This window comes from Lentibacillus sp., assembly GCF_035301675.1.
Taxonomy (GTDB): domain Bacteria; phylum Bacillota; class Bacilli; order Bacillales; family Amphibacillaceae; genus Lentibacillus.
In genome coordinates, this window is the sequence record NZ_DATGTT010000109.1 from 31,679 (window position 1) to 52,903 (window position 21,225).

20 protein-coding genes and 2 riboswitches are annotated in these 21,225 nt (G+C 45.2%); of the genes, 4 read left to right on the top strand and 16 right to left on the bottom strand.

The window, feature by feature from the left end; genetic code table 11:
* The first annotated feature begins 5 nt into the window (after nt 1-5).
* Complete coding sequence (locus tag VK097_RS14965) at nt 6-1,166, top strand: MFS transporter (protein WP_324212604.1); 1,161 nt, start codon at nt 6-8, stop codon at nt 1,164-1,166.
* A gap of 158 nt (nt 1,167-1,324) precedes the next feature.
* On the opposite strand, the gene VK097_RS14970 is transcribed toward VK097_RS14965, so the two are convergent.
* The 6 genes from VK097_RS14970 to VK097_RS14995 all read right to left on the bottom strand — a co-directional run bounded on the left by VK097_RS14970 (nt 1,325) and on the right by VK097_RS14995 (nt 11,126).
* Complete coding sequence (locus VK097_RS14970) at nt 1,325-2,659, bottom strand: NCS2 family permease (RefSeq protein WP_324212605.1); 1,335 nt, start codon at nt 2,657-2,659, stop codon at nt 1,325-1,327.
* Nucleotides 2,660-2,761: 102 nt separating this feature from the next.
* Nucleotides 2,762-2,863, bottom strand: a riboswitch (purine riboswitch).
* A 71-nt stretch (nt 2,864-2,934) separates the two neighbouring features.
* Nucleotides 2,935-4,470, bottom strand: a complete 1,536-nt coding sequence (gene guaA / locus VK097_RS14975) for a glutamine-hydrolyzing GMP synthase (protein WP_324212606.1) — start codon at nt 4,468-4,470, stop codon at nt 2,935-2,937.
* A gap of 406 nt (nt 4,471-4,876) precedes the next feature.
* Nucleotides 4,877-4,978: riboswitch (purine riboswitch) on the bottom strand.
* 81 nt (nt 4,979-5,059) lie between these two features.
* Nucleotides 5,060-7,246: a transglutaminase domain-containing protein gene (locus tag VK097_RS14980; RefSeq protein ID WP_324212607.1), complete on the bottom strand. Its 2,187-nt coding sequence runs from the start codon at nt 7,244-7,246 to the stop codon at nt 5,060-5,062.
* The gene (locus tag VK097_RS14985) at nt 7,243-8,511 is read right to left on the bottom strand and encodes a DUF58 domain-containing protein (protein ID WP_324212608.1); all 1,269 of its coding nucleotides are present in this window, start codon (nt 8,509-8,511) and stop codon (nt 7,243-7,245) included. The genes VK097_RS14980 and VK097_RS14985 overlap by 4 nt, the downstream gene beginning before the upstream one ends.
* Nucleotides 8,508-9,473 carry an AAA family ATPase gene (locus tag VK097_RS14990; RefSeq protein WP_324212609.1) on the bottom strand — a complete coding sequence of 322 codons (966 nt, stop codon included), beginning with the start codon at nt 9,471-9,473 and terminating at the stop codon, nt 8,508-8,510. The genes VK097_RS14985 and VK097_RS14990 overlap by 4 nt, the downstream gene beginning before the upstream one ends.
* A gap of 156 nt (nt 9,474-9,629) precedes the next feature.
* Nucleotides 9,630-11,126: an amidase gene (locus tag VK097_RS14995; protein WP_324212610.1), complete on the bottom strand. Its 1,497-nt coding sequence runs from the start codon at nt 11,124-11,126 to the stop codon at nt 9,630-9,632.
* Nucleotides 11,127-11,565: 439 nt separating this feature from the next.
* On the opposite strand from VK097_RS14995, the gene VK097_RS15000 reads away from it, so the two are divergent.
* From VK097_RS15000 to VK097_RS15010, 3 genes are all read left to right on the top strand, one after another.
* Entirely contained in the window at nt 11,566-12,060 is a 495-nt protein-coding gene (locus VK097_RS15000; RefSeq protein ID WP_324212611.1) for a hypothetical protein, read from the top strand.
* A 143-nt stretch (nt 12,061-12,203) separates the two neighbouring features.
* A complete protein-coding gene (locus tag VK097_RS15005; protein WP_324212612.1) occupies nt 12,204-12,932 on the top strand; it encodes an ABC transporter ATP-binding protein in 729 nt (242 codons plus the stop codon).
* Nucleotides 12,929-13,696, top strand: a complete 768-nt coding sequence (locus VK097_RS15010) for an ABC transporter permease (protein WP_324212613.1) — start codon at nt 12,929-12,931, stop codon at nt 13,694-13,696. The genes VK097_RS15005 and VK097_RS15010 overlap by 4 nt, the downstream gene beginning before the upstream one ends.
* Before the next feature lie 334 nt (nt 13,697-14,030).
* On the opposite strand, the gene VK097_RS15015 is transcribed toward VK097_RS15010, so the two are convergent.
* The 10 genes from VK097_RS15015 to VK097_RS15060 all read right to left on the bottom strand — a co-directional run bounded on the left by VK097_RS15015 (nt 14,031) and on the right by VK097_RS15060 (nt 21,174).
* On the bottom strand, nt 14,031-14,504 hold the full coding sequence (locus VK097_RS15015) for a thioesterase family protein (protein WP_324212614.1): 474 nt from the start codon (nt 14,502-14,504) through the stop codon (nt 14,031-14,033).
* Nucleotides 14,505-14,527: 23 nt separating this feature from the next.
* Nucleotides 14,528-15,499, bottom strand: coding sequence for a 3-hydroxyacyl-CoA dehydrogenase NAD-binding domain-containing protein (locus VK097_RS15020; RefSeq protein WP_324212615.1), 972 nt, complete (start codon nt 15,497-15,499; stop codon nt 14,528-14,530).
* A gap of 1 nt (nt 15,500) precedes the next feature.
* The gene (locus VK097_RS15025; protein ID WP_324212616.1) at nt 15,501-16,394 is read right to left on the bottom strand and encodes a beta-keto acid cleavage family enzyme; all 894 of its coding nucleotides are present in this window, start codon (nt 16,392-16,394) and stop codon (nt 15,501-15,503) included.
* Complete coding sequence (locus VK097_RS15030) at nt 16,387-16,944, bottom strand: GbsR/MarR family transcriptional regulator (RefSeq protein ID WP_324212617.1); 558 nt, start codon at nt 16,942-16,944, stop codon at nt 16,387-16,389. Before VK097_RS15030 ends, VK097_RS15025 begins: the two co-directional genes overlap by 8 nt.
* Nucleotides 16,945-17,030: 86 nt before the next feature.
* Complete coding sequence (locus tag VK097_RS15035; protein ID WP_324212618.1) at nt 17,031-17,678, bottom strand: ABC transporter permease; 648 nt, start codon at nt 17,676-17,678, stop codon at nt 17,031-17,033.
* 1 nt (nt 17,679) lies between these two features.
* Entirely contained in the window at nt 17,680-18,561 is an 882-nt protein-coding gene (locus VK097_RS15040) for an osmoprotectant ABC transporter substrate-binding protein (RefSeq protein ID WP_414672191.1), read from the bottom strand.
* 65 nt (nt 18,562-18,626) lie between these two features.
* The gene (locus VK097_RS15045; RefSeq protein WP_324212620.1) at nt 18,627-19,271 is read right to left on the bottom strand and encodes an ABC transporter permease; all 645 of its coding nucleotides are present in this window, start codon (nt 19,269-19,271) and stop codon (nt 18,627-18,629) included.
* 13 nt (nt 19,272-19,284) lie between these two features.
* Entirely contained in the window at nt 19,285-20,439 is a 1,155-nt protein-coding gene (locus VK097_RS15050; protein ID WP_324212621.1) for a betaine/proline/choline family ABC transporter ATP-binding protein, read from the bottom strand.
* A gap of 340 nt (nt 20,440-20,779) precedes the next feature.
* Nucleotides 20,780-20,923, bottom strand: a complete 144-nt coding sequence (locus tag VK097_RS15055; protein WP_324212622.1) for an FbpB family small basic protein — start codon at nt 20,921-20,923, stop codon at nt 20,780-20,782.
* Nucleotides 20,920-21,174 carry a YkvS family protein gene (locus tag VK097_RS15060; RefSeq protein WP_324212623.1) on the bottom strand — a complete coding sequence of 85 codons (255 nt, stop codon included), beginning with the start codon at nt 21,172-21,174 and terminating at the stop codon, nt 20,920-20,922. The genes VK097_RS15055 and VK097_RS15060 overlap by 4 nt, the downstream gene beginning before the upstream one ends.
* Nucleotides 21,175-21,225 lie beyond the last annotated feature (51 nt).

Genomic DNA, 21,225 nt, shown 5'->3' on the forward strand with positions numbered 1-21,225 from the left:
AACCAATGACAAACAATCAATCACTGACACCATTAAAAATGCTGTTATTCAGTTTTCATGCGACAAATACAATCATTCTCAGCTATTTGCCGCTTTATCTGGAATATAAGGGCTTGAATGGCACGGAAATTGGGTGGGTGCTGGCAGTCGGTCCTTTAGCCGCCATTGTGGCCCAGCCTTTTTGGGGCTATATGAGCGACAAATATAAAACCGTGAAATACATATTGCTGATTTGTATCATCGGCCTGCTGTTGAGCAGTGTCGTATTTTTCCAAATGAATGGTCTCGTTGCCATTTTGCTGGCCGGTTTCGTATTTTACTTTTTCACCTCGCCGATCGGTGGTCTTGGTGACAGCCTCGGGCAGCGGCGGGCGGATGATTTAAATGTATCGTTTGGAGCCATCCGTACGTGGGGCTCCATCGGGTTTGCAGTTTCATCACTGATAGTCGGCCAGATTCTTACGGAAATTGGCATTGAATATATGATCTGGCCGTATCTGTTTTTCGGCACCATTGCACTGATCGTTGCACTCCGTCTGACCGATGTGAACGTGGAATCGGACCCGGTGCAATTCCGAGATATCAAAAAACTCATTCAAAATAAACCGTACATTCTCTTTCTGTTTTTTATTATGTTCATCACGACTTCACACCGCGCAAGTGACAGTTTTATCGGGTTGTACATTACACAGTTGGGAGGAAATGAGGGCCTGGTTGGTGTTGCATGGTTTGTTGGCGTAGCCAGTGAAGCTCTGGTGTTTGCCTTTGCTGGGAAATGGTTCAGGCGATATCGCACACTTATCTTTGTCATCTTTGCCGGAGCCGTTTACACTATACGCTGGTTTATTTATGCAGCCGTTGACGATCCGATTTATATTATTCTCTTCCAATTCCTGCATGGGATTACATTCGGTGTATTTTACCTGGCAGCCTTGGAATATGTCACTAGGATGATCCCGAAACTGTTGCAGTCGACCGGACACTTGATGTTTTATTCTGTATTCTTTGGCTTCTCCGGCATCATTGGCTCGCTTATCGGCGGGGCGTTAATCGATTCGTACGGCGGTGGTGCATTGTATGCCGTAATGGGCGGTTTCTCTTTAACGGGTACATTGCTATTATTGGCATACCATGCGCTGCCGATCAAGAAAACGTCACGGGGCTAGCACTTGAATAGAATGTTGAATACAAACTCCATAAACTGCGAGGATTGAGAGAATATTCACAAAAAGAATATTAAAATATTAAAGCGGAGCCATCCACAGATGACTCCGCCCTTTTTTACTAGCTCAGGTGAGAGACAAGGTGTCAAACGCTCTTTTCCCTAACTCAAGAATATAAAATACAGGATAAAGATGACAAACAAACCATACATAACCGGATTAATCTCTTTGATGCGCCCTTTCAGGATCATGGTGATCGGATAGAAAATGAATCCGATGGCAATCCCGGTTGCAATGCTGTAGGCGAGCGGCATCGAAACGACCGTCAAAAATGCCGGTACAGCAATCTCAAACTCATCCCAGGCGATGTCTTTCAGGGAAGATGACATCAACACGCCAACAATAATCAAGGCCGGTGCGGTTACTTCTGCCGTCACAACGCTGAGCAGCGGTGAGAAAAATAATGCCAGAATGAAAAACCCTGCTGTCACGACAGACGCAAAACCTGTGCGGCCGCCTGCTCCAACACCTGCTGTTGACTCGATATAAGACGTTGTCGTCGATGTCCCCACAACCGCACCGGCAACCGTAGCAGCCGAATCAGAAAACAGTGCTTTCCCGGCACGCGGCAATTTGTTATCTTTCATTAATCCTGCCTGGTTGGCCACTGCCACAAGCGTCCCTGCTGTATCGAAGAAATCAACGAATAAAAACGTCAAAATAACGACAAGCATTTCAATCGTAAAAATATCACCAAAGTGGATAATTGCTTGGCCGAATGTCGGCGCGACACTTGGTACTTCACCAACAATACCGCCGATACCAGACGGTGTGTCAATCAAACCGGTGATCATCCCGACAATTGCGGTCAGGATCATGCCGTAAAAAATACCGCCTTTAATATTGAGGCTCAATAAAATAACTGAAATCACAACACCAAAAACAGCAAGCAGTACAGCAGGTGATGTCAAATCGCCCAATGCCACAAGTGTCGCATCATCCCCGACTATAATGCCGGCATTCTGAAAACCGATAAAGGCAATGTAAACACCAATCCCGGCGCCGACTGCCATTTTCAGGTTGGAGGGAATCGCATTAATCACTTTTTGGCGCAAGCCGGTCAATGTCAATATAATAAAAATAAGTCCGGATGCCAAAACACCGGCAAGCGCGGTTTCCCAAGGTATCCCAAACCCTAAAATAACCGTGTAGGAGAAGAACGCATTCAGGCCCATTCCGGGAGCCAGGGCAATCGGGTATTTCGCGAGCACCCCCATGATCAAAGTACCGAGAGCGGCTGCGACTGCAGTAGCTGTGAAGACTGCACCTTGATCTATCCGCGTTACCCCTTCAGGCAGTTCCTCAACACCGACTAATGCGAGTGTCGCAGGATTCACAAATAAAATATATGCCATCGCCAAAAACGTTGTCATACCCGCCATGAATTCCTGTCTGTAGTTTGTGCCTAATTCGTCAAAGCGAAAATATTTTTTCATTGTCTTCTCCTCCAAAATTCCCCAAAATAAAGCACTCCTGCCGGGGCAAGAGTGCACACAGAGCAAGGAAAAAGCAATCAGAAGAAACATTAAACTGCTCATCATCATGACTCGTTCCTGCGTAGTCAGACCATTTATGGTGGTCCGGTAGAAACTCTTGGGCCGTATTCCCGAAATTATACGCAACGATTAAATTATACTGTCAGGTTACTATAAAAATTCGATAACGTCAATCAAAACACGAACGTTCGATCAATATATTTTTTTATCATTCGTTATTCCCATTCGATTGTTGCGGGCGGTTTGCTGGTTACATCGTAAACCACGCGGTTAATGTGCTCAACATCATTCACCAGACGTGTTGAAATATGCTCAAGAACATCCCACGGAATGCGCGCCCAGTCGGATGTCATGCCGTCTACTGATGTGACCGCCCTGATGCCGATTGTATAATCATATGTCCGGGCATCACCCATAACACCGACACTGCGGATGTCAGGGAGAACAGTAAAATATTGCCAGATGTCCCGCTCCAGCCCGGCAGCAGCAATTTCTTCACGCAAAATAGCATCTGATTCACGAACAATCGCAAGCTTTTCTTTGGTTACCTCGCCAAGAACACGGATAGCAAGACCTGGTCCAGGAAACGGCTGACGCCAAACTATATTTTGCGGCAGCCCAAGCTGCAGGCCAAGTTCGCGCACTTCATCTTTAAACAGTGTATTCAACGGTTCGATCAGGTCAAATTGCATGTCTTCCGGAAGACCGCCGACATTGTGGTGCGACTTAATTGTCTGGGCAGTGTCCGTACCGCTTTCGATTACATCTGTATAAAGCGTCCCCTGTGCCAGAAAATCAATATCTTTTAACTTGTCAGCCTCATCATCAAAAACGTATATGAATTCATTTCCGATGATTTTCCGCTTCTGTTCCGGATCATCAACTCCTTCTAATTTGGACAAAAACCGGTCAGCGGCATCAATTTTAATGAAATTCATATCAAAGTCTTCCGAAAACGTTTTTGTAACCTCATCCGCTTCATTTTTCCTCAGCAATCCATGATCGACAAAAATGCACGTCAGCTGCTTGCCGATTGCTTTATGGATGAGCGCAGCGACAACCGATGAATCAACGCCGCCGCTAAGAGCACACAGCACTTTCCGGTTACCGACCCGCTTCCGGATATCGTCGACTTCCATCTCGATAAAATTTTCAATCGTCCAATTGCCCTCACAGGCGCACACTTCATAAACGAAGTGCTTCAGCAACTGATGGCCATATTCTGAGTGACGCACTTCCGGATGAAACTGTACACCGTATAGTTGACGGTCCTGATTGCTCATCGCTGCAATCGGTGTCGATGGGCTCGTTGCATCCGTCCGGAATGCATCCGGTGTCTTCAGCACCTTGTCACCATGGCTCATCCAGACAGTTTGCTTCTCAGGCGTATCCCCGAACAATATCGGATTATTATCCAGGTGTATTTCCGCCTTGCCATACCCACGGTTCGATGCTTTGGATACCTCGCCGCTAAAGTGCAGAGCCATCAGCTGCATGCCATAGCAAATACCAAGAATCGGAATCCCCAATTCAAAAATTTCCGGGGCACAGCGAAAACTGTTGTCATCATATACACTGTGCGGACCGCCTGAAAGGATGATGCCTTTTGGATTCATTTGCCTGACCGTATCAGCTGTTATTTTATGTGAGTGCAATTCACTGTAAACACCATGTTCCCTGATACGTCTGGTGATCAGCTGGTTGTACTGGCTGCCAAAGTCCAGTACTAAAATCATTTCATTCTGCTCCATTTGCTTCCGCTCCTAACCAGTGCTTTTTGCACTATTCTGTTATGGAAAAATCCTATCATTGCTTGTGTCGCGCGATTTCATGGGGACCTCGCGCGAAGTTCAGTAAGTGTCGCGCGATTTTCTTACTTTTCGCGCGAAATAATGGTGTTGTCGCGCGAATTTGTTGGTGCCTCGCGCGAATTCAGTGATTGTCACGCGTATCAGAGACAACCTGCGCGAACCGGGGGGGGGCTTCACATTAGAAAACTTGGCTTATCGCCAAGTTTTAATGGCGAAAGCCTAAGTTGCACTCATGAAGTAAGAAAGTATTTATAGTTTCTTAACTGCCAAAAAATAACCTGAATTTCTGCCTGCACACAGTCAAAAGCCGCAGGAAGGCAGAAATCCAGGTTACATATCATGTCAACCTATTGAAATCCGCCTTCATAGTCAGGATATTTACGGTACCCCGGTAGAAACTTTCGATCCATATTATCGAGGATATATGAATGACGTCTATTTATCACTTTTTTAGCACTATTGTCCCGCCTAACGGAAGAAGTGCACCCTAACTGGATGATTTAATTCTACCTAACCAGTGAAACATTGGTCAAGCTATTATTTGCTTCATTAAATATTTCCATGACCGGCTTAATTTAGCGGTATCCTGATTGTTCATCTCATTTTTATACAGGATGCGTTCATAATGGGCCGTTAGGTGATGCATTTCATGTGTGCCGTAGCGAAAGTCAACTCGCTTGGCGTATTCGCGCAATGTCTGGTCCGGTTTTTTGGCCATGCCTTTATGTTGCAGAAGTTCCAGCAGACAATGGAATGCATCCTGGAATGTTTCGGCGTCTCTGCGGCGCATCAGCTTACGGAATAAATATGCCGTCCGCCAGCGGAATCTCGTGCGGTAAATAATCCAGACGATTATCCCGACAGCCGCGGTGCCAATCAGCAGATACCACCAGTTCACTCCAAAATTTGTTGTATTATTATCATTCTGAGCTGCTGCTTCCTCGGCTTCCTCCTCACGCACTTGTTCTTGCTGGCCCTGAGGTGTTTCTTGTTCTTCAGAATCCAATGCATTGTCCTGACTGGTTTCATCTACATTCATATGGAAGTTCCCCAGGTTCGAAAAGCCTTGAGTTGGCTCGAACGGCACCCAGCCTGACCCCGGAAAATAGACTTCTGCCCAGGAATGGGCGTTGGCATTCGTGACTTCGTAAATATCGTAATCATCTGTTGTCTCACCATTTTGGATAACCTCGCCGCTGGTAAACCCTTTTGCCCAGCGTGCCGGGATATCGAGCGATCGCAGCATGATGACCATCGATGTGGAATAATTATCGCAGTAGCCCACTTTTGAATCAAACAGGAATTGATCGACATAATCCTGATCCTCCTCTGGAACAGGAACATTACTGATCTGGTACGTAAATCCGTTCCGTCCAAAATACGATTCAATGGATTGTGCTTTATCGTAACGGTTCTCATCATCTTCCGTAATATCTGCCGCCAGTTCGCCTACCCGATCCGGGAGTGAATCCGGAAGCTGTGTATAACGGTCCATTATGGTTTCAGGGTCTTCACCGGTGCTTGCCTCTCGCAGCTTATCAATTGCAAACGACGGTGATTCATAAGTGATGGTATATTGATCAAGACGCATCCCATCACCGTCAAGCTCTGTCCGGATCTCCCCATACCTGCGATCCAGCTGTAAATCAACTTGCTGTTCTGACTCGACTTCGGATACACCATACGGATAGACAATTTTTTCCATATGACTTTCATTCTGAAAATCAATCATCGTATCAAATTCTTCTGTTTCAACGTTACCCGAAAATGTCTCTAGGCCGATGTCGCCGCCATGCTGCAATTCATAGTTGGGATCGGTTGATTTTTCCCAGCCTTTTCCGGTGTATAGATCTTTCGTCTCTACCCGCCAGTAATGTTCTTCTTTCGCCGCAGCCTGGAAAACCGGCGTATAATCCTGTACGAACGAACCGCCCAACTGACTGTCATTCTCACCGTATCCGACTTTTTGTATGCCTGCACCACTGCCGGGACCGCCGGCATTTTGGGCAGCGCTTTGGATAAATGGAACCGGATCGGGCCACTGCGGGTCAAATTTAGGGGCGGCATATCCAACCAAGGTTGAAAACAGAACTACACTAATGAGGGGCATTGCCCATATGGGAGATTTTTTCAGCCATGCAAAGCGGACCGACTCACGGTCAATCTCTTTATAAAAATTCGACATGCCAAGAGCCACAAATGATACGATAAACGTGCGGACAATGGCAGCATTTGCCTCGTACACAGTGAACGTATCCAATAAACTCAAATAAACAAATGTCAATAAAACGAACACAAACACCTGCTTCATGACAATAAACCAATAGTGAAGCAGATAACTCAGCATCCAAATAAGCAGCAAAAACAACACACTGCGGAACAATGGCGTCAGGTCATACCATTGCTGTGTTATTAAAGCATTCAAATTATAGCCAACTTCCAGCAGCAGTTGCTCAATCCAGGTTCTGCTCAAAACCGGAGCTGCCATATATAGGCTATCGATTATAAATATGAGTCCCAGACCTTTCAGCGGCATTGACAGCCACCATTTCACACCGAGCATCGAAATTAAGAAGCAAAACACGGTGTACAGTATGAATACGGACATATTGGTGACATCACCGACTTGATTGACAGGATACAGCCATTCCAGAAATAGAATGAACGCACAAACATATAAAAGCGAGGTGTATATATAGGTGATTTTTGGTTTCAAACGATATTCACCTCAATCATTTTTTGGGCTAATTCATCTTCGGTTAAAACATTTATCACGAGGCCCTCAGACCGGAGCTGGTGGATCATGTTGTGCTCGTGCCTTGAAATCAGTCCTGAAGCCTGAATCAGTACAACCACCAGATTTTTGGTTCGCTGTCTGACCTGCTTGATTACGTCCTGGAATTCATAGTCTAAATGGGTTGTAACAAAAATCATGTTGGCTCCGGATGTGATTTGCATCATCTCTTCCCTCAATTTTACGGAAAACGGAACCGTTCCGCCGGGCTGAATCCTGGTCAAGTGCCTTCTAATCCAATCTTTTTTACCTGGATCGTGATGCAGCGGAAAATAAGCCGTGTTTTCACCGATTGACAAAAAGCCCGTCCGGGAGGTCTGTTTTTGAACCGTTTCAAGCAGCGACAGCGTCAGTTCAATTCCCGTTTCAAAGGCAAGCTCATTTAGCCCTTCATAATGGCAGGCATCGAGGACGAGCAGTGTATTCGTGCTTTTTTCCTGTTCAAATTCCTTTGTGATGACTGTATTCTTTTTCGCCGTCTGTTTCCAGTCGATCGAGGAAAATTTATCCCCCGGCATATACTCACGGATGCCTGTGGCGACATTCGTATTTTTCAAATGCACTGAATGGGATGAAGCCGATCCTTGATCAAAGCTGTTCATGCTTTCTGTCATCCTCACCGGCCGCTCATTCGGCATGGCGACAATCCGGTCATCCACATGAAAAACATGCTCCTTTGTCACGATCCCGAATACATCGCCGGCACGGACGCGTACTGCCTGCAGCCGGTGTTCGCCGCGTGGTATTTGGTCAATAACATAAGGCAATTCAATTTCGCGTTTAAATCCAGGGAAGATGATTTTTTTAAGCCTGCGGGAGATGTTCAGTTTGTCCGACTGTCCTAAGAAACGGTGTCGCTCACTAAAATCATCGGCTTTCCGAAGTGAATCCGGGAACACCTCTTCACAAATACAATAATACAGCGGATATGGAATGGAACGTTTAATGTGAAGAGTTACCTCAATACAATCGCCTGCTCTGGCGACATAGCGGGAGAGATTTCGTGTCATATGCCAGTTTTTAATGGGATAAAACAATAACCCTAAATGATATAAAAAAATCGGAAGGGTGGCAAAAAATAAAAACCAGCTGACAAACCCACCCTGAAACATCGCAAATGAAAAAAGAAGCAGCAGCAGAAAGATAACGAAACTCAATTTGCCTGCAAATCTGATCGTATCTTTCATGAATTAAATTCCTTTCGAATTGGAATGTGTGTATTTTGGACAATGTGTTCAATAATCGAATGAGTTGTTAAACCGTCATATTTGGCCTCGGTGTTTAAAATAATCCGGTGAGCCATTATGAACGGCGCCAAATACTTTACATCATCCGGCAGAACATAATCTCTGCCATAAATATAAGCATACGCTTTGGCTGCTTTCATCAAGGCAATCGAACCACGCGGACTGACGCCAAGATAAATTGCACTGTCATTCCGTGTTCCGGTTGCAAGTCTGACAATGTATTGCTGCACGCTCCGATCAATATAGACACTCTTGACTTCTTCCTGTACAGCCAGCAATTCGTCTCTGTCCATTACAGCTGAAATCTCCTCAATCGGATGATTTTTGGACGTTCGTTCCAGCATCCTCATCTCCTGTTCAGCTGATGGGTAGCCGAGCTTCATTTTGAGGATAAACCGGTCAAGCTGTGCCTCAGGAAGTGGATAAGTTCCTTCATATTCAATCGGATTTTGGGTCGCCATGACAAAGAAAGGCCGCTTCAGCGGAATCGTTGTCCCGTCAACCGTGACATTCATCTCCTCCATGCCTTCAAGCAGTGCCGACTGTGTCTTTGGTGATGTACGGTTGATCTCATCAGCAAGCACAATATTGCCCAAAATCGGCCCTGAACGAAACTCGAATTCCAGTTCCTTGGGATTATAAATTGATACCCCCGTCACATCAGCAGGCAGCAAATCCGGCGTGAACTGGATACGTCTGAAATCGCAATCCAATGATTTAGCCAATGTTCTGACAAGCATCGTTTTACCGACACCCGGCACATCTTCCAGCAAAACATGACCCTGGGCTAAAAGCGCCACAAGACTGAGTGTTGCTTCTTCCTCCTGACCGATCATGACTTTATTTATATTTGATAGGACTCTCTCAATCTTCTCATTGTAAACCGCAGTATCCTGCATCATCCGGCAAACGCCTCCCCAGCATTTTATTACATTTTTACTATACTAAAAACGGCCTGTGAGCAAAAGAAGAGTTTGAGCGGGACAGAGTGTCGGATCCCATGTCACCCTCTTAACTCTATCAATACTAGAATCTATTATGCATTAAAAACTGCCTTTTTATACGTTCAGCATTGGATTACCTTTCATCCCTATCCAAATATCAGACTGCTCCAGCTGATAGGCTAACTTAAGCAACATATTTTCCTTACCTTTGGACGCCATCACCTGAACTCCCAGCGGAAGCCCTTCTTTTGAAAGATGCACCGGAACAGACATTGCCGGCTGGCCGGTCAGGTTGGCAAGTTGAGTAAATGGTGTGTAGGTGAGACTCGGCAAAAAGATATCCCAAATGATTGCCTGCTGTTCAGCTTTATCTGCTGCCTTCATCTTGCTGCGCCACAATTCCTGGTCCCCGGATGAATGGGACAGTTCACCTACTTTAGGTGCTGTATATGCTGTAGCCGGTGTGATGAAAAAATCATACGTCCGGTGGAATGCTTCCATTTGGGCTGCTGCCATGTCCCACGACGCCAGACTGGCTGAAAAATCCGCTGCGGATACTGATTTCCCCGCCTCATGCAGCAGCCAGGTTTCGATTTCAACGTCGTCAGGAGTGAGTTCTCTGCCCAGCGAATGTTCCAGTTGGGCAGTAACAGCTGAAATTTCGCCGCTGTTCATCATATAGTAATCCTGCATTAACCGGACGCCATTAACATCATGATTTTGCTCCTCGACGGTATGCCCGGCTTTTTCCAGCCAGCGGATCATATTGCCAACTGCTTCACGTGCATCGTCTGAAACAGGTGTACCGACCGGCGATTGTGTTGTATAAGCGATCCTGAGTGGTCCCATAAAAGGCACCGCCATATCCTTTTTGTAAGATCCCGGAAATGCAGGTGTCTGAAACGCTGCTTCAGGCTGAACAACTTGCAGAATATCTAGCAATGCCGCACTGTCCCGTACACTCCGGCTGAGGGCAAAATCAATGGAGGCCCCTTGCCATTGCCGCCCGGCACCGGGGCCGACCGGTGTGCGCCCGCGCGTCGGTTTTAAACCGAACAGCCCGGTGAATGAAGCCGGGATGCGAATCGATCCACCGCCATCACTGGCACCCGCTGCCGGGACCACGCCGGAGGTAACTGCCGCGGCGGCACCTCCGCTGGAACCTCCCGAAGTGTGATTTGTATTCCAAGGGTTCCGCGTCGGTCCATACATTTCTGGCTCGGTAATATTTTTCAGGCCAAATTCCGGTGTATTCGTATGCCCCATAAATAAAAATCCGGCCGAACGTAATTTGCTGACATAGTTGGAGTCCCGACGACTGATATGATCCTTCATCAGTTTTGAAGAAGATGTGATCGGTTCATCTTCAAGTGACTGGGAAAGGTTTTTCAGAAGCATCGGAACACCTGCAAAAGGACGGTCTGCTTCCATATCCATCGCCTCAGCCACCACACAGTCACTGCGGTCATGTACGACGGCATTCAGTGTGGGGTTGACTTGTTCAAGGCGCTGGAAGGCAAGGTTAAGAAATTCCACCGGGGTCATTTCTTTCATTTGTATCAATTCAGCGATATCGGCAGCATCCAGTTGCATGTATGTTTGTAAGTTCATCATTCTCCTCCTGATTATGTACTGCCATTATTGTACCATGTTATCTTTCAATTGCCGATTTTCTGATACATCTTTCACCTTATCTTTTTCCCACGGAGGTTTACCCTGCTTTATGCAATTTTGATTTTCTCTAAGCCTTCATACATCAGACCGTTGAAAGCACGCGCAGACACTCACCTGCAGTGACATCACCGGCCGGAATCTTCTGTCATTTTTCTTTGGTTTCCCTAAAATGTATGATTTATACGGTATAAGACCCCTCATTCCCACCCAAACTAAGGTACAGTCCGGGAATGCATGTCTGTAATCGTGAAAGGAGAAAGCGATAATGTTAAGCGAACAGAGCATGGTATATCATAGTTGTAACAGGGCAGCCTTAATAAACAGCAGTGCCCGGGAGACATAATATGGCTGAACCAAACGATGAAAGAGAGAACGAATGACCAGGAAAAACGGGAAAAACAAAGATAAGCTTGAAGCGTTGCTATGGAGTATTGCCCTGCCCGGATTTGGACAGCTGTTAAATCGCAGATATTTTAAAGGTCTGTTACTTATCGCGCTTGAATTCATTGTGAACATATTCGGAAACTTCAATACCATCATCATTCTAAGTTTTAATGGGGAAATCCAGGAAGCGATCAATCAAACAAACTATGGATGGCTTATGTTTTATCCGTGCCTTTATTTTTTTGCCATGTGGGATGCATACAAAGATGCTGAAGGCGAAAGTAAACCGTACGCCTTTATTCCATTCGTATTTTCTGCTTATTTCGTAACTGTAGGGTTGATCTTTTCACAGTCATTTACATTATTCGACCAGCTGATCGGCCCGATGTGGCTGCCGATGCTGGGCGGTTTACCGATCGGTTTGATCGTTGGCGGGATCATTCGCTGGCTGCTGCTGAAAAAGCTGGAACGAAACGGGAAAACATAGGGATGTTACTTCAACATCGCTAATTTCGAATCTGCAGCGGACGGCCGAATCACTTTCAAAAACTTCTTACCCATTTTATACTGTTTGTACGATATTCATTCAGCTGTAAAATAAATTTACTGGGCGTAGGAGACGTGACATATATGACAACTCCCGGTGATGCCATCCGGTTTGATCATGTTGATTATTCCGTAGGTGGCATACATATTCTGAAAAACATTACAGGATCCATTCCAGAGAGAAAAATTACAACGATAGTCGGCCCTTCCGGTGCTGGAAAAACAACCTTGTTCAAATTGTGCAATGGTCTGCAATCACCTGATTCAGGTGAAATTTTTATCAAAGACAGAGACATCACACGTTATGAACCTGTTGAATTGCGCCGGAATGTCGGAATTGCCCTGCAAAAAGCAACGATGATCAAAGGTACTGTCAAACAAAACATGGGGCTGCCACTAAAATTGCAGGGAAAAGAATTGGAAGAAGACCGTGCCAATGACTTGCTGAAAACGGTCGGTTTGGCTGAAGTATCTTTACAAAAGAAAGCAAAGGACTTATCAGGCGGACAACAGCAAAAACTATCGATCGCCCGCACTCTCGTGAACCGTCCTGATATTTTGCTGCTTGATGAAATCACGTCTTCGCTGGATAGCGTCTCACGGCAGGATATTGAAGAACTCATCGAAAAAATTAACAATCAGTATGGGACAACCATTCTATGGATTACCCACAATCTGCAGCAGGCACTGTCAATTGGTAATTATACCTGGGTCATGATGGACGGGGAACTCATTGAGACCGGTGAGAGCAGTTTTCTGAGAAACCCGCAAAATGATCGGGTAAAACAGTTTGTGCGAGGTGAAATCGAATGAGTTTTCTGACGTTATCGATCTCGCTCTTGTTCGTAATCATACCACTTGTTTTATCCAAAACGCTCAACCTTGGTCTGGAAAAAGATACGTTCATCGCAGCGGTACGATCAATCATTCAGCTGCTTGCTGTCGGGTATGTTCTGCAATTTGTCTTCAATTCCGAAAATATGATTTATATTATACTGATGGTTGTGCTTATGATTGTGGCTGCAACACACAATGCCCAGCGAAAAGGGTCCGCCATCAAGGGAATAATTTGGAAGCTCGTCGTCACATTTATTTTTGTGGAAATTCTGACACAGGCGATTTTGCTCGGGCTGAACATCACACCGGCAACGGCGCAATATATTATCCCTATCAGTGGGATGGTTGTCGGCAATTCTATGGTCCTCGCTATCTTGTTCCTTAACCGGTTTACATCGGAAATTGAGAATCATCAGGATGAAACCGAACTTATTCTGTCACTCGGGGGGACACCAAAACAAGCCATTCATACACAGCTGATTACATCCATTCAGGCAAGCACCATCCCGACAATTGAAAGTCAGAAAACAATAGGACTTGTCCAATTGCCCGGAATGATGAGCGGTCAAATCATTGCTGGCGCCGATCCCGTCCAGGCAGTGCTCTTTCAATTGCTCGTTCTGTTCCTTCTGCTGACGACAGCCGTTGTCACCAGTATCATGCTTGGTTATTTATCCTATCCAACCTTGTTTAATCATCGGATGCAGCTTGTGGGTGGCGCAAATCAGGATCCAGAGTGAGAACATGGGTAAAAAGAGACGGTTTCGGCTCACGATCATATTCGGATTTTCGCGCCGATGTTTCCGATTTCAAGCCCATGTTCCGGCTCTCGCACCCGAATATCACGCCCATGCTAAAGTTTCAGATGAATAGAGAGCCGCTGACCAACGTCAGCGGCTCTCTATTTTTGTAACGTCAGAAAACTTCAGCATTCACTATAAGACGAGGCAAATGCCGAAGTTTTTCCAACCACAATGTTTTTTCGCAAAAGCACTTTTGCTTCTTTCAATCAACTTTTCGACCAAGATTAAGTCGTCAGCTGATCATTCATGTCCCCCGCCCCGGATGACACGGTTATTTTCGCTTTATCCCAATCACACGTCCGGCTTCTTTTGGCTTTTCATCAGGTGAATGATGTGCTGCCAGTTGCTGGATGTTTGCAAAGATTTCTTCGGGAAATTGTGCTGCCCTGCCGGCTGACTGATCAATCCCCATGAGCATTTGTTCACTTGTTGCCGCACGTTTGCCGTTCTCTCCAAATAGCTCATAAAACGCATGCACACGCTTGGGATCATAATCGAGAATTTGCATGTGGACTTCAAATGGTTCGCCGAGTTTCATTTCATCCAAGTAGCAAACATGCGTTTCCATCGTATAAATGGTATACTGACTTCGCTCACGAAAATCTTCGTTAAGTCCGATCAATTTCATGAAGTGATCGACACCCCAGCTGAATGCACGGACATATTCAGCATCATTCATATGACCGTTGTAATCAATCCATTCTTCCGGAACCGTATGCTGAATAATCACTTTTGGTTCACCCATCGGTAATCCCCCTTAACATACTATTATAGTCTGCCTTCGAGATTGGCTCCCGGCCAATACTTTTCCAGCAGTTGCTGCAGTTCGATTAAAAATTGGTCACGCCGTTCTTCAAGTTTTTCCATTTCCACGTCACCGGTTTGTGTTTCACTCCCGGTTACCACCTTATCTGCCAGTTCGTCTGTTAATTCAGGTGCTTCCAGCTTCGTCCATGGCAATTTTAATGCCGGGCCAAATTGTTTCAGCAAATGGCGCATGCCCTGTTTGCCGCCGCCCATGTGCAACGTCATGAATGGTCCCATCAATGCCCAGCGAAGTCCCGGACCATAAATGATCGAGGCATCGACTTCTTCAGTTGTTGCCACACCATCATTAACGATATGCAATGATTCACGCCAAATAGCCTCCATCAGGCGATCAGCAATATGTCCTTCAATCTCATGGCGCACAACAAGCGGCTTCATCTTCAGACCATCATAAAAATCTTTGGCTTTCTCCGTATATGATTCGCCGGTTTTATTGCCGCCGACAACCTCGACAAGCGGCACCAAATAAACCGGATTGAACGGATGCGCAACCATCACGCGTTCAGGGTGATGTTCGCAATCCGCCTGCAGCGTGCTCGGCAATATACCGGATGTGCTCGATGCAATCACCGCTTCTTTTGGAGCATGCTTATCGATATCGGCAATCACACTTCGTTTTAATTCTTCTCGCTCCGGAACATTTTCCTGTACAAAGTCTGCATCTGCCAAGGCTGAGGCCAAATCCGGTTCAAAAAATAGGTTATCCTGCGAAGCGCCTTCTGCCAGCCCCATTTCTTCCATCTTTGGCCACGCTCTTTTCACGGCTTCACGCGTCCGCGTTTCGGCTGCAGAATCTAAATCCGAAGCCGTCACGCGATAGCCGTTTGCTAAAAATCGCGTGATCCATCCGTTTCCGATGACACCTGTCCCAACAACAGTAATGTTGTTAATCGATTCTTTCTGCACTGTCATGTCAGTCTTCCTTTCCATATGGGTTCAAGAGATTTAATTCGTTACGTGCTTCGGCCGGTGTCATGATGTCAGAACCTAGGGTTTGCACAATACCAGCTGCTTTATCAACGAGCTGCTCGTTAGTTGCCAGTTGTCCCTTTTTCAAATACAAGTTATCCTCCAGACCGACGCGGATGTTGCCGCCCTGCAGAACAGACTCTGCAACAACCGGCATCTGCATCCGGCCGATTCCAAAAGCTGCCCATCTGCCGGTTTCCGGAATACGGCTCTTCACATAAGACAGCGTTTCAGCATCAGCTGCCGCTCCCCACGGGATACCAAGACAGAATTGATACAGCGGATCACCGTCAATTAAACCTTCGTTAATCAATTGATTCGCAAAACGCACATGACCTGTGTCAAAACATTCAAGCTCAGGCTTCACACCGCTTTCCTGCACAAGTTTTGCCTGTCTGCGCAGCCAGTCAGTCGGACTGACATACAGCATATTGCCAAAGTTGGTGCTTCCGCAGTCAAGTGTGCACATTTCCGGCAGCAGTTTGCCAACCGGTTCATGGCGTTCTTCAGGCGTCTGGATATCTGTTCCTTCACCGCCTCTGGTCGGGTCATCTTCACTCGGCACCCAGTCACCGCCGCCACCGGACGTGATGTTAATAATCACATCGGTATCCGATTCGCGAATTCGTTCCACCGTTTCCTGAAATAAATTGACATCATGACTCAACCCGCCGGTTTCCGGATCACGCACATGGATATGAGCGATCGTCGCACCTGCTTTAGCAGCTTTAATCGCAGAATCAGCTATCTCTTTCGGCGTTACCGGCACGTGTGGACTTTTGGCCGTTGTATCCCCTGCTCCTGTCACCGCACATGATAGAATTACTTTTTTACTCATCTTTACCGCCTCCTGTTTGTTGTTTAGGTACATGCTTAAAAATTTCTCCGCTTTCGAAAAAGTCGTTTACCCTGCGGATCCAATCATAGTATTCCGTCCATTCGTGAAGTTCAGTCAGCAATTCATTAATTGCCTGTTCATTTTCTTTCGTCAATTCCGGATCCTGCTTTAATTCATCTATTTTTTTCATGAGCCTTTGTTCAAAGTGACGGCTCCGGCTGATTGCCCTTTGCCATGTCGATGTAAACAGCGAAATGAATGTTTCATAATAGTCTTCTTCAACCTGATACAGGTCTTTTCGAACACCTTTTTTAAATACACGTTCGGCAATGTTCATATCAATCATTTCACGAACAATCTGGCTCATCCTGGTCTTGCTCATACCCGTTTCGGCGGCCAGATCATCCAGCGTCATCGGATCCCTGTTCATATAAATAATCCCAAGAACACGGCCAACGCTTGTCGGGGCCCCAAAAGCATTCATATTATCTGTTATTTTTTCAATAAATTGCGTTTTCACATCTTCAATTTTTTCGTTTTGATTTGACATGCCAATCTCCCTTATTTAGAAAATTAACACCTAAATAATTTCTTGATAACTGTTAAGCAATAACTTACTCTCTGAAGTTTTTAATCTTAGGTTGCTTTACCGGGCTGCAGCCTCCTTTCGATCCATCCCAGTGCCAAATCAGCAATAATGGCCATTAATGCTGTAGGAATCGCTCCTGCCAAGATAATGGGTGTTCCATCTGTGGCGTTAGTGCCTGTCACAATTATAGCACCAAGTCCGCCGGCTCCAATAAATGCACCGATGGCCACAATACCAATGCCAATAACAAGTGCTGTCCGCAAGCCAGCCATGATCACACTAACAGCAAGAGGCAGCTCAACCATCCGCAATATCTGAAATCGGGTCATGCCAGAGGCGTACGCCGCTTCAACCACCGTTTTATCAACATCCTTCACCCCAACATACGTATTTTGAGTGATAGGCAAAATGGAATAAAGGATCAATGTCACAACAGCTGTGTTTGTGCCAAGTCCCATAACAATCATAATGACTGCCATAGCGCCGAGAGCCGGGACGGTTTGAATAATGCTCCCTGCTGCGAGTACCCATCCGCTCAATTTACCGTACTTTGCAATTAGGATACCCAGCGGGATCGATATGATTGCTGCAAATAATACGCCGTACACAGCCATCAGGAAATGCCTGTAAAATTCTGTCCAAATATAGCCACTGTTCGCACTCACATAATTGATAAATTCCTGTATCATTTCCACATCAATCCCCTCCTTTTCCGGTATCTTTGAAATAGTTATTTTTCTCCAGGAATTGTTTGGCGACTTTTCGTGGATTGACCCGTTCGACATCAGCCCTATAGTTCAATTCCTGCATTTCCTCTGTGGAAATTTCGTTGCCGAGACGCATTGTAATCTCTTTAATTTCCGGATATTTTTCCAACGTTTCATTATTAATAACAGGTGAAGCATCATATGGCGGGAAGAACTGCTGATCGTCTTCCAGCACTTTCAAATCAAATTCTTTTATCCTTCCATCTGTCGAATAGGCTAGAACAACATCCATATTCCCGGTTGCTGCAGCCTGGTAGACAAGACCAAGATTCATCGGATAAACATCACCAAATTTAAAATAAGTCTCTTGAAATCCTTCGTAACCATCACCTTCACGGTTGACCCAGGCATTATCAACACCGAATCTCAGATCCTCAGCATATGGCTCAAGGTCAGATATCGTTTCAATATTATTCTCTTCAGCAAATTCCTGTGTAACAGCTATGGAATAACTATTCTCAAATCCATAAGTCTCAGCCCAGGTCTGATTGAACCGGTTCTGAAACTCATGTTTTACCGTTTGCAACGCCTTTTCCGGATCCTTAATCGGATCCATGTTAAGAGCACCAGCTATATCTGTCCCCGTATAACGTGTGCTGGATATATCAATATCTCCGCGCTCCATACCTTGATGCTGCACAATTGATGAACCCAGTTTTGTAACAAGATCAGTTTGTGCATCTGTTTCCCGTTCAATCATAATCGACAGCATCTGTGCCATAATTTCAGATTCCGACTGTGTAAGCGAGCCGATTTCAACCGTATTTTGTGACGTACCCGTAAGCCCGGGTAATGAACAGCCAGCAAGCATCACAAGTAAAATCAATATGACACCCGATCTATATAACTTTTTTGTCACCTTGTTCACCTCCAACATTATGACGCTTCATAGGATGTTTTCAATCCATCTGGTGTTAGTTTATTTTCCATCACAGCAAGCGAACGATCCGCAATAACAGCCAATATCGTTGCCGGAATTGTCCCTGCCAATATCAGCGACGGTTTATATAGATTCAATCCATCAAATATGAAATCACCTAGACCGCCGCCGCCGATAAACGCCGCCAGAGCTGCCCAACCAATCAAATACACGGTAGACAGCCGTATACCAGCCATAATAACCGGAAGTGACAATGGCAGTTCCATCTTTAAAATCGACTGCCAATTGCTCATTCCCATGCCTTTGCCTGCTTCAACAACACTATTATCAACGTCCCGAACGCCAATATATGTGTTCCGTAAAATCGGAAGCAGTGAATAGAAAAACAGTGCCAGTATCGCAGGGATCTTTCCAATACCGACTATAGGGATGAAAAAAGCCAAAATCGCCAAACTTGGAATGGTTTGTAAAATACCAATAAATGAAATGAAGCGATCAGCGAATTTCGGTACACGCGAAAGGATAATCCCGAGTGGCACCGCAACAACTACTCCAAGCACGATAGCTGCCAGTGAAATATAAAAGTGTTCCCACGTTTTTATAATCAGGTCATTTCCATGTTCTGCAAAAAATTCCATCATTGCCATGCACCTCCTATTCTGCTGCAGCTACTGTTTCTTCAAGTTCCATACCGTCGCCCCAAATCGTGTCATAAACCAGATTGGCAAGCGTTGCCCGTGTCACAATACCGGCCAGTTTATGTTCTTCATCCACAACGGGGACGTAGGTGACACCGCGGCGAAGGATTTTATGAACGGTATCCCGCAGCAAGCTATCTTTGGAAACCGAAAAGACTTCTGTTTCCATGACTTCATCTACTTGATCAGCTTTTTTATAATTTAGGTGAATCGCCTCAATATCAATAAATCCCTGCAATGTATTATCGGAATCAACTACAAGCAATGAGTCAACACGCCGGTCACGTATTGTTGATATTGCCGATTTCAGCGTTGTGCCGGTTTGTACTGTCACCGGAGATCCTTCCATAATTTGTCCGACAGTCGTTACATCAGGTCTTCCCTGGATAAGACGGTCCTTTCCAAGAAATTCCTCAACAAATTCATTAGCCGGATTCCTTAGAATTTCCTCCGGTGTATCTGCCTGAACGACTTCGCCATCACGCATGATGACGACTTTATCCGCAAGCTTAAGCGCTTCATCCATGTCGTGGGTTACAAAAACAATCGTTTTGTTAAGTTCCTTCTGCAGTTTTTTAAACTCTTCCTGCAGTGAATCTCTTGTGATTGGATCAAGTGCGCCGAAAGGTTCGTCCATCAATATAAGCGGCGGATTGACTGCAAGTGCCCGCAGAACTCCGATGCGCTGCTGCTGTCCGCCACTGAGTTCATGCGGATATTTGTCCAAATATTCTTCAGGCATGTTAACCAGCTTCAGTAATTCACGCGCACGTGCATCTTTCTTCTCTTTTGGCCATTTCAATAGTGTTCCGACAAGAACAATGTTTTCTTTAATGGTCATATGCGGCATCAGCCCGATCTGCTGAATGACATAACCCATCGAACGCCGAAGTTCCACAGCATCCTGTTCCCTAATGTCTTTGTCATCGACCAGAATCGAACCTTCCGTTATGTCAATCAGACGATTTACCATTTTCATTGTCGTTGTTTTCCCGCATCCGCTGGGACCGATAAAACAAACAAATTCGCCTTTTTTTATTTTAAGATTTAAATCATTGACGGCTGTTGTTCCGTCTGAATATTGTTTGGAAACATGTTTAAACTCTAACAATGTTTGCACCTCCATAATTACTTACCGTTTGAACACTTTTTCAAGTATAGAGGAAAGATCCATATAGACAAACAAGCATTTACCGCCATACAATTTCAAAAATCTGTGCAATTTTAATTGTATAAAGTTTAATAAGTTTATATCGTAGAATTCCTGTGGATTCCTTCAGATTTCGACCATGTCTGACAGTTTTTACTTTTTCTCTTTTTTCTATAATCGTAATCAGAGCAAAAAAAGAGGCATGATTAAAGAAAAAATAATTTTTCTCAATCATGCCTCTTTGGTCTGTTTTGTTTCAATTTAAGTTTTAAAGGGGGATTATAATACAAACAATATGACGCTATGCATCTTGTTTTTCGTTCATTACTGCTGCTTGTTTCTTGTCCAGGCGCAGCTCAATCTGAGAGATTTGTTTTGCATCAGACATCAATTCCTGCTTATTTTCTTGTACCAGCTGCTCGAACTTTAGAGGTTTCGCTCTCATCCATAGACACTCCCTAAATCAGTTTCTCTCACTGCATCATACGTCTGATCAATGATCCTGTAGCTTTTGTGACTGACAACAGTATTCATGTAGCCGTGGTTCAACTTTTCATAGCCTTTTATGCCTGATATATCGGCAACAATACTGTTTGTTGTCTTCGATGGCAGAACTTCACCCTGTACTAAAATGCCATTCTGTTCAAACTCGATGATGTCACCAGGTTTGGCCTTGTTTCGATCAGGTTTAAACATTTCGCTCCTCCTTGGATTCTGCTCGGTTTTAGGTTGGACGATAAAACCGTG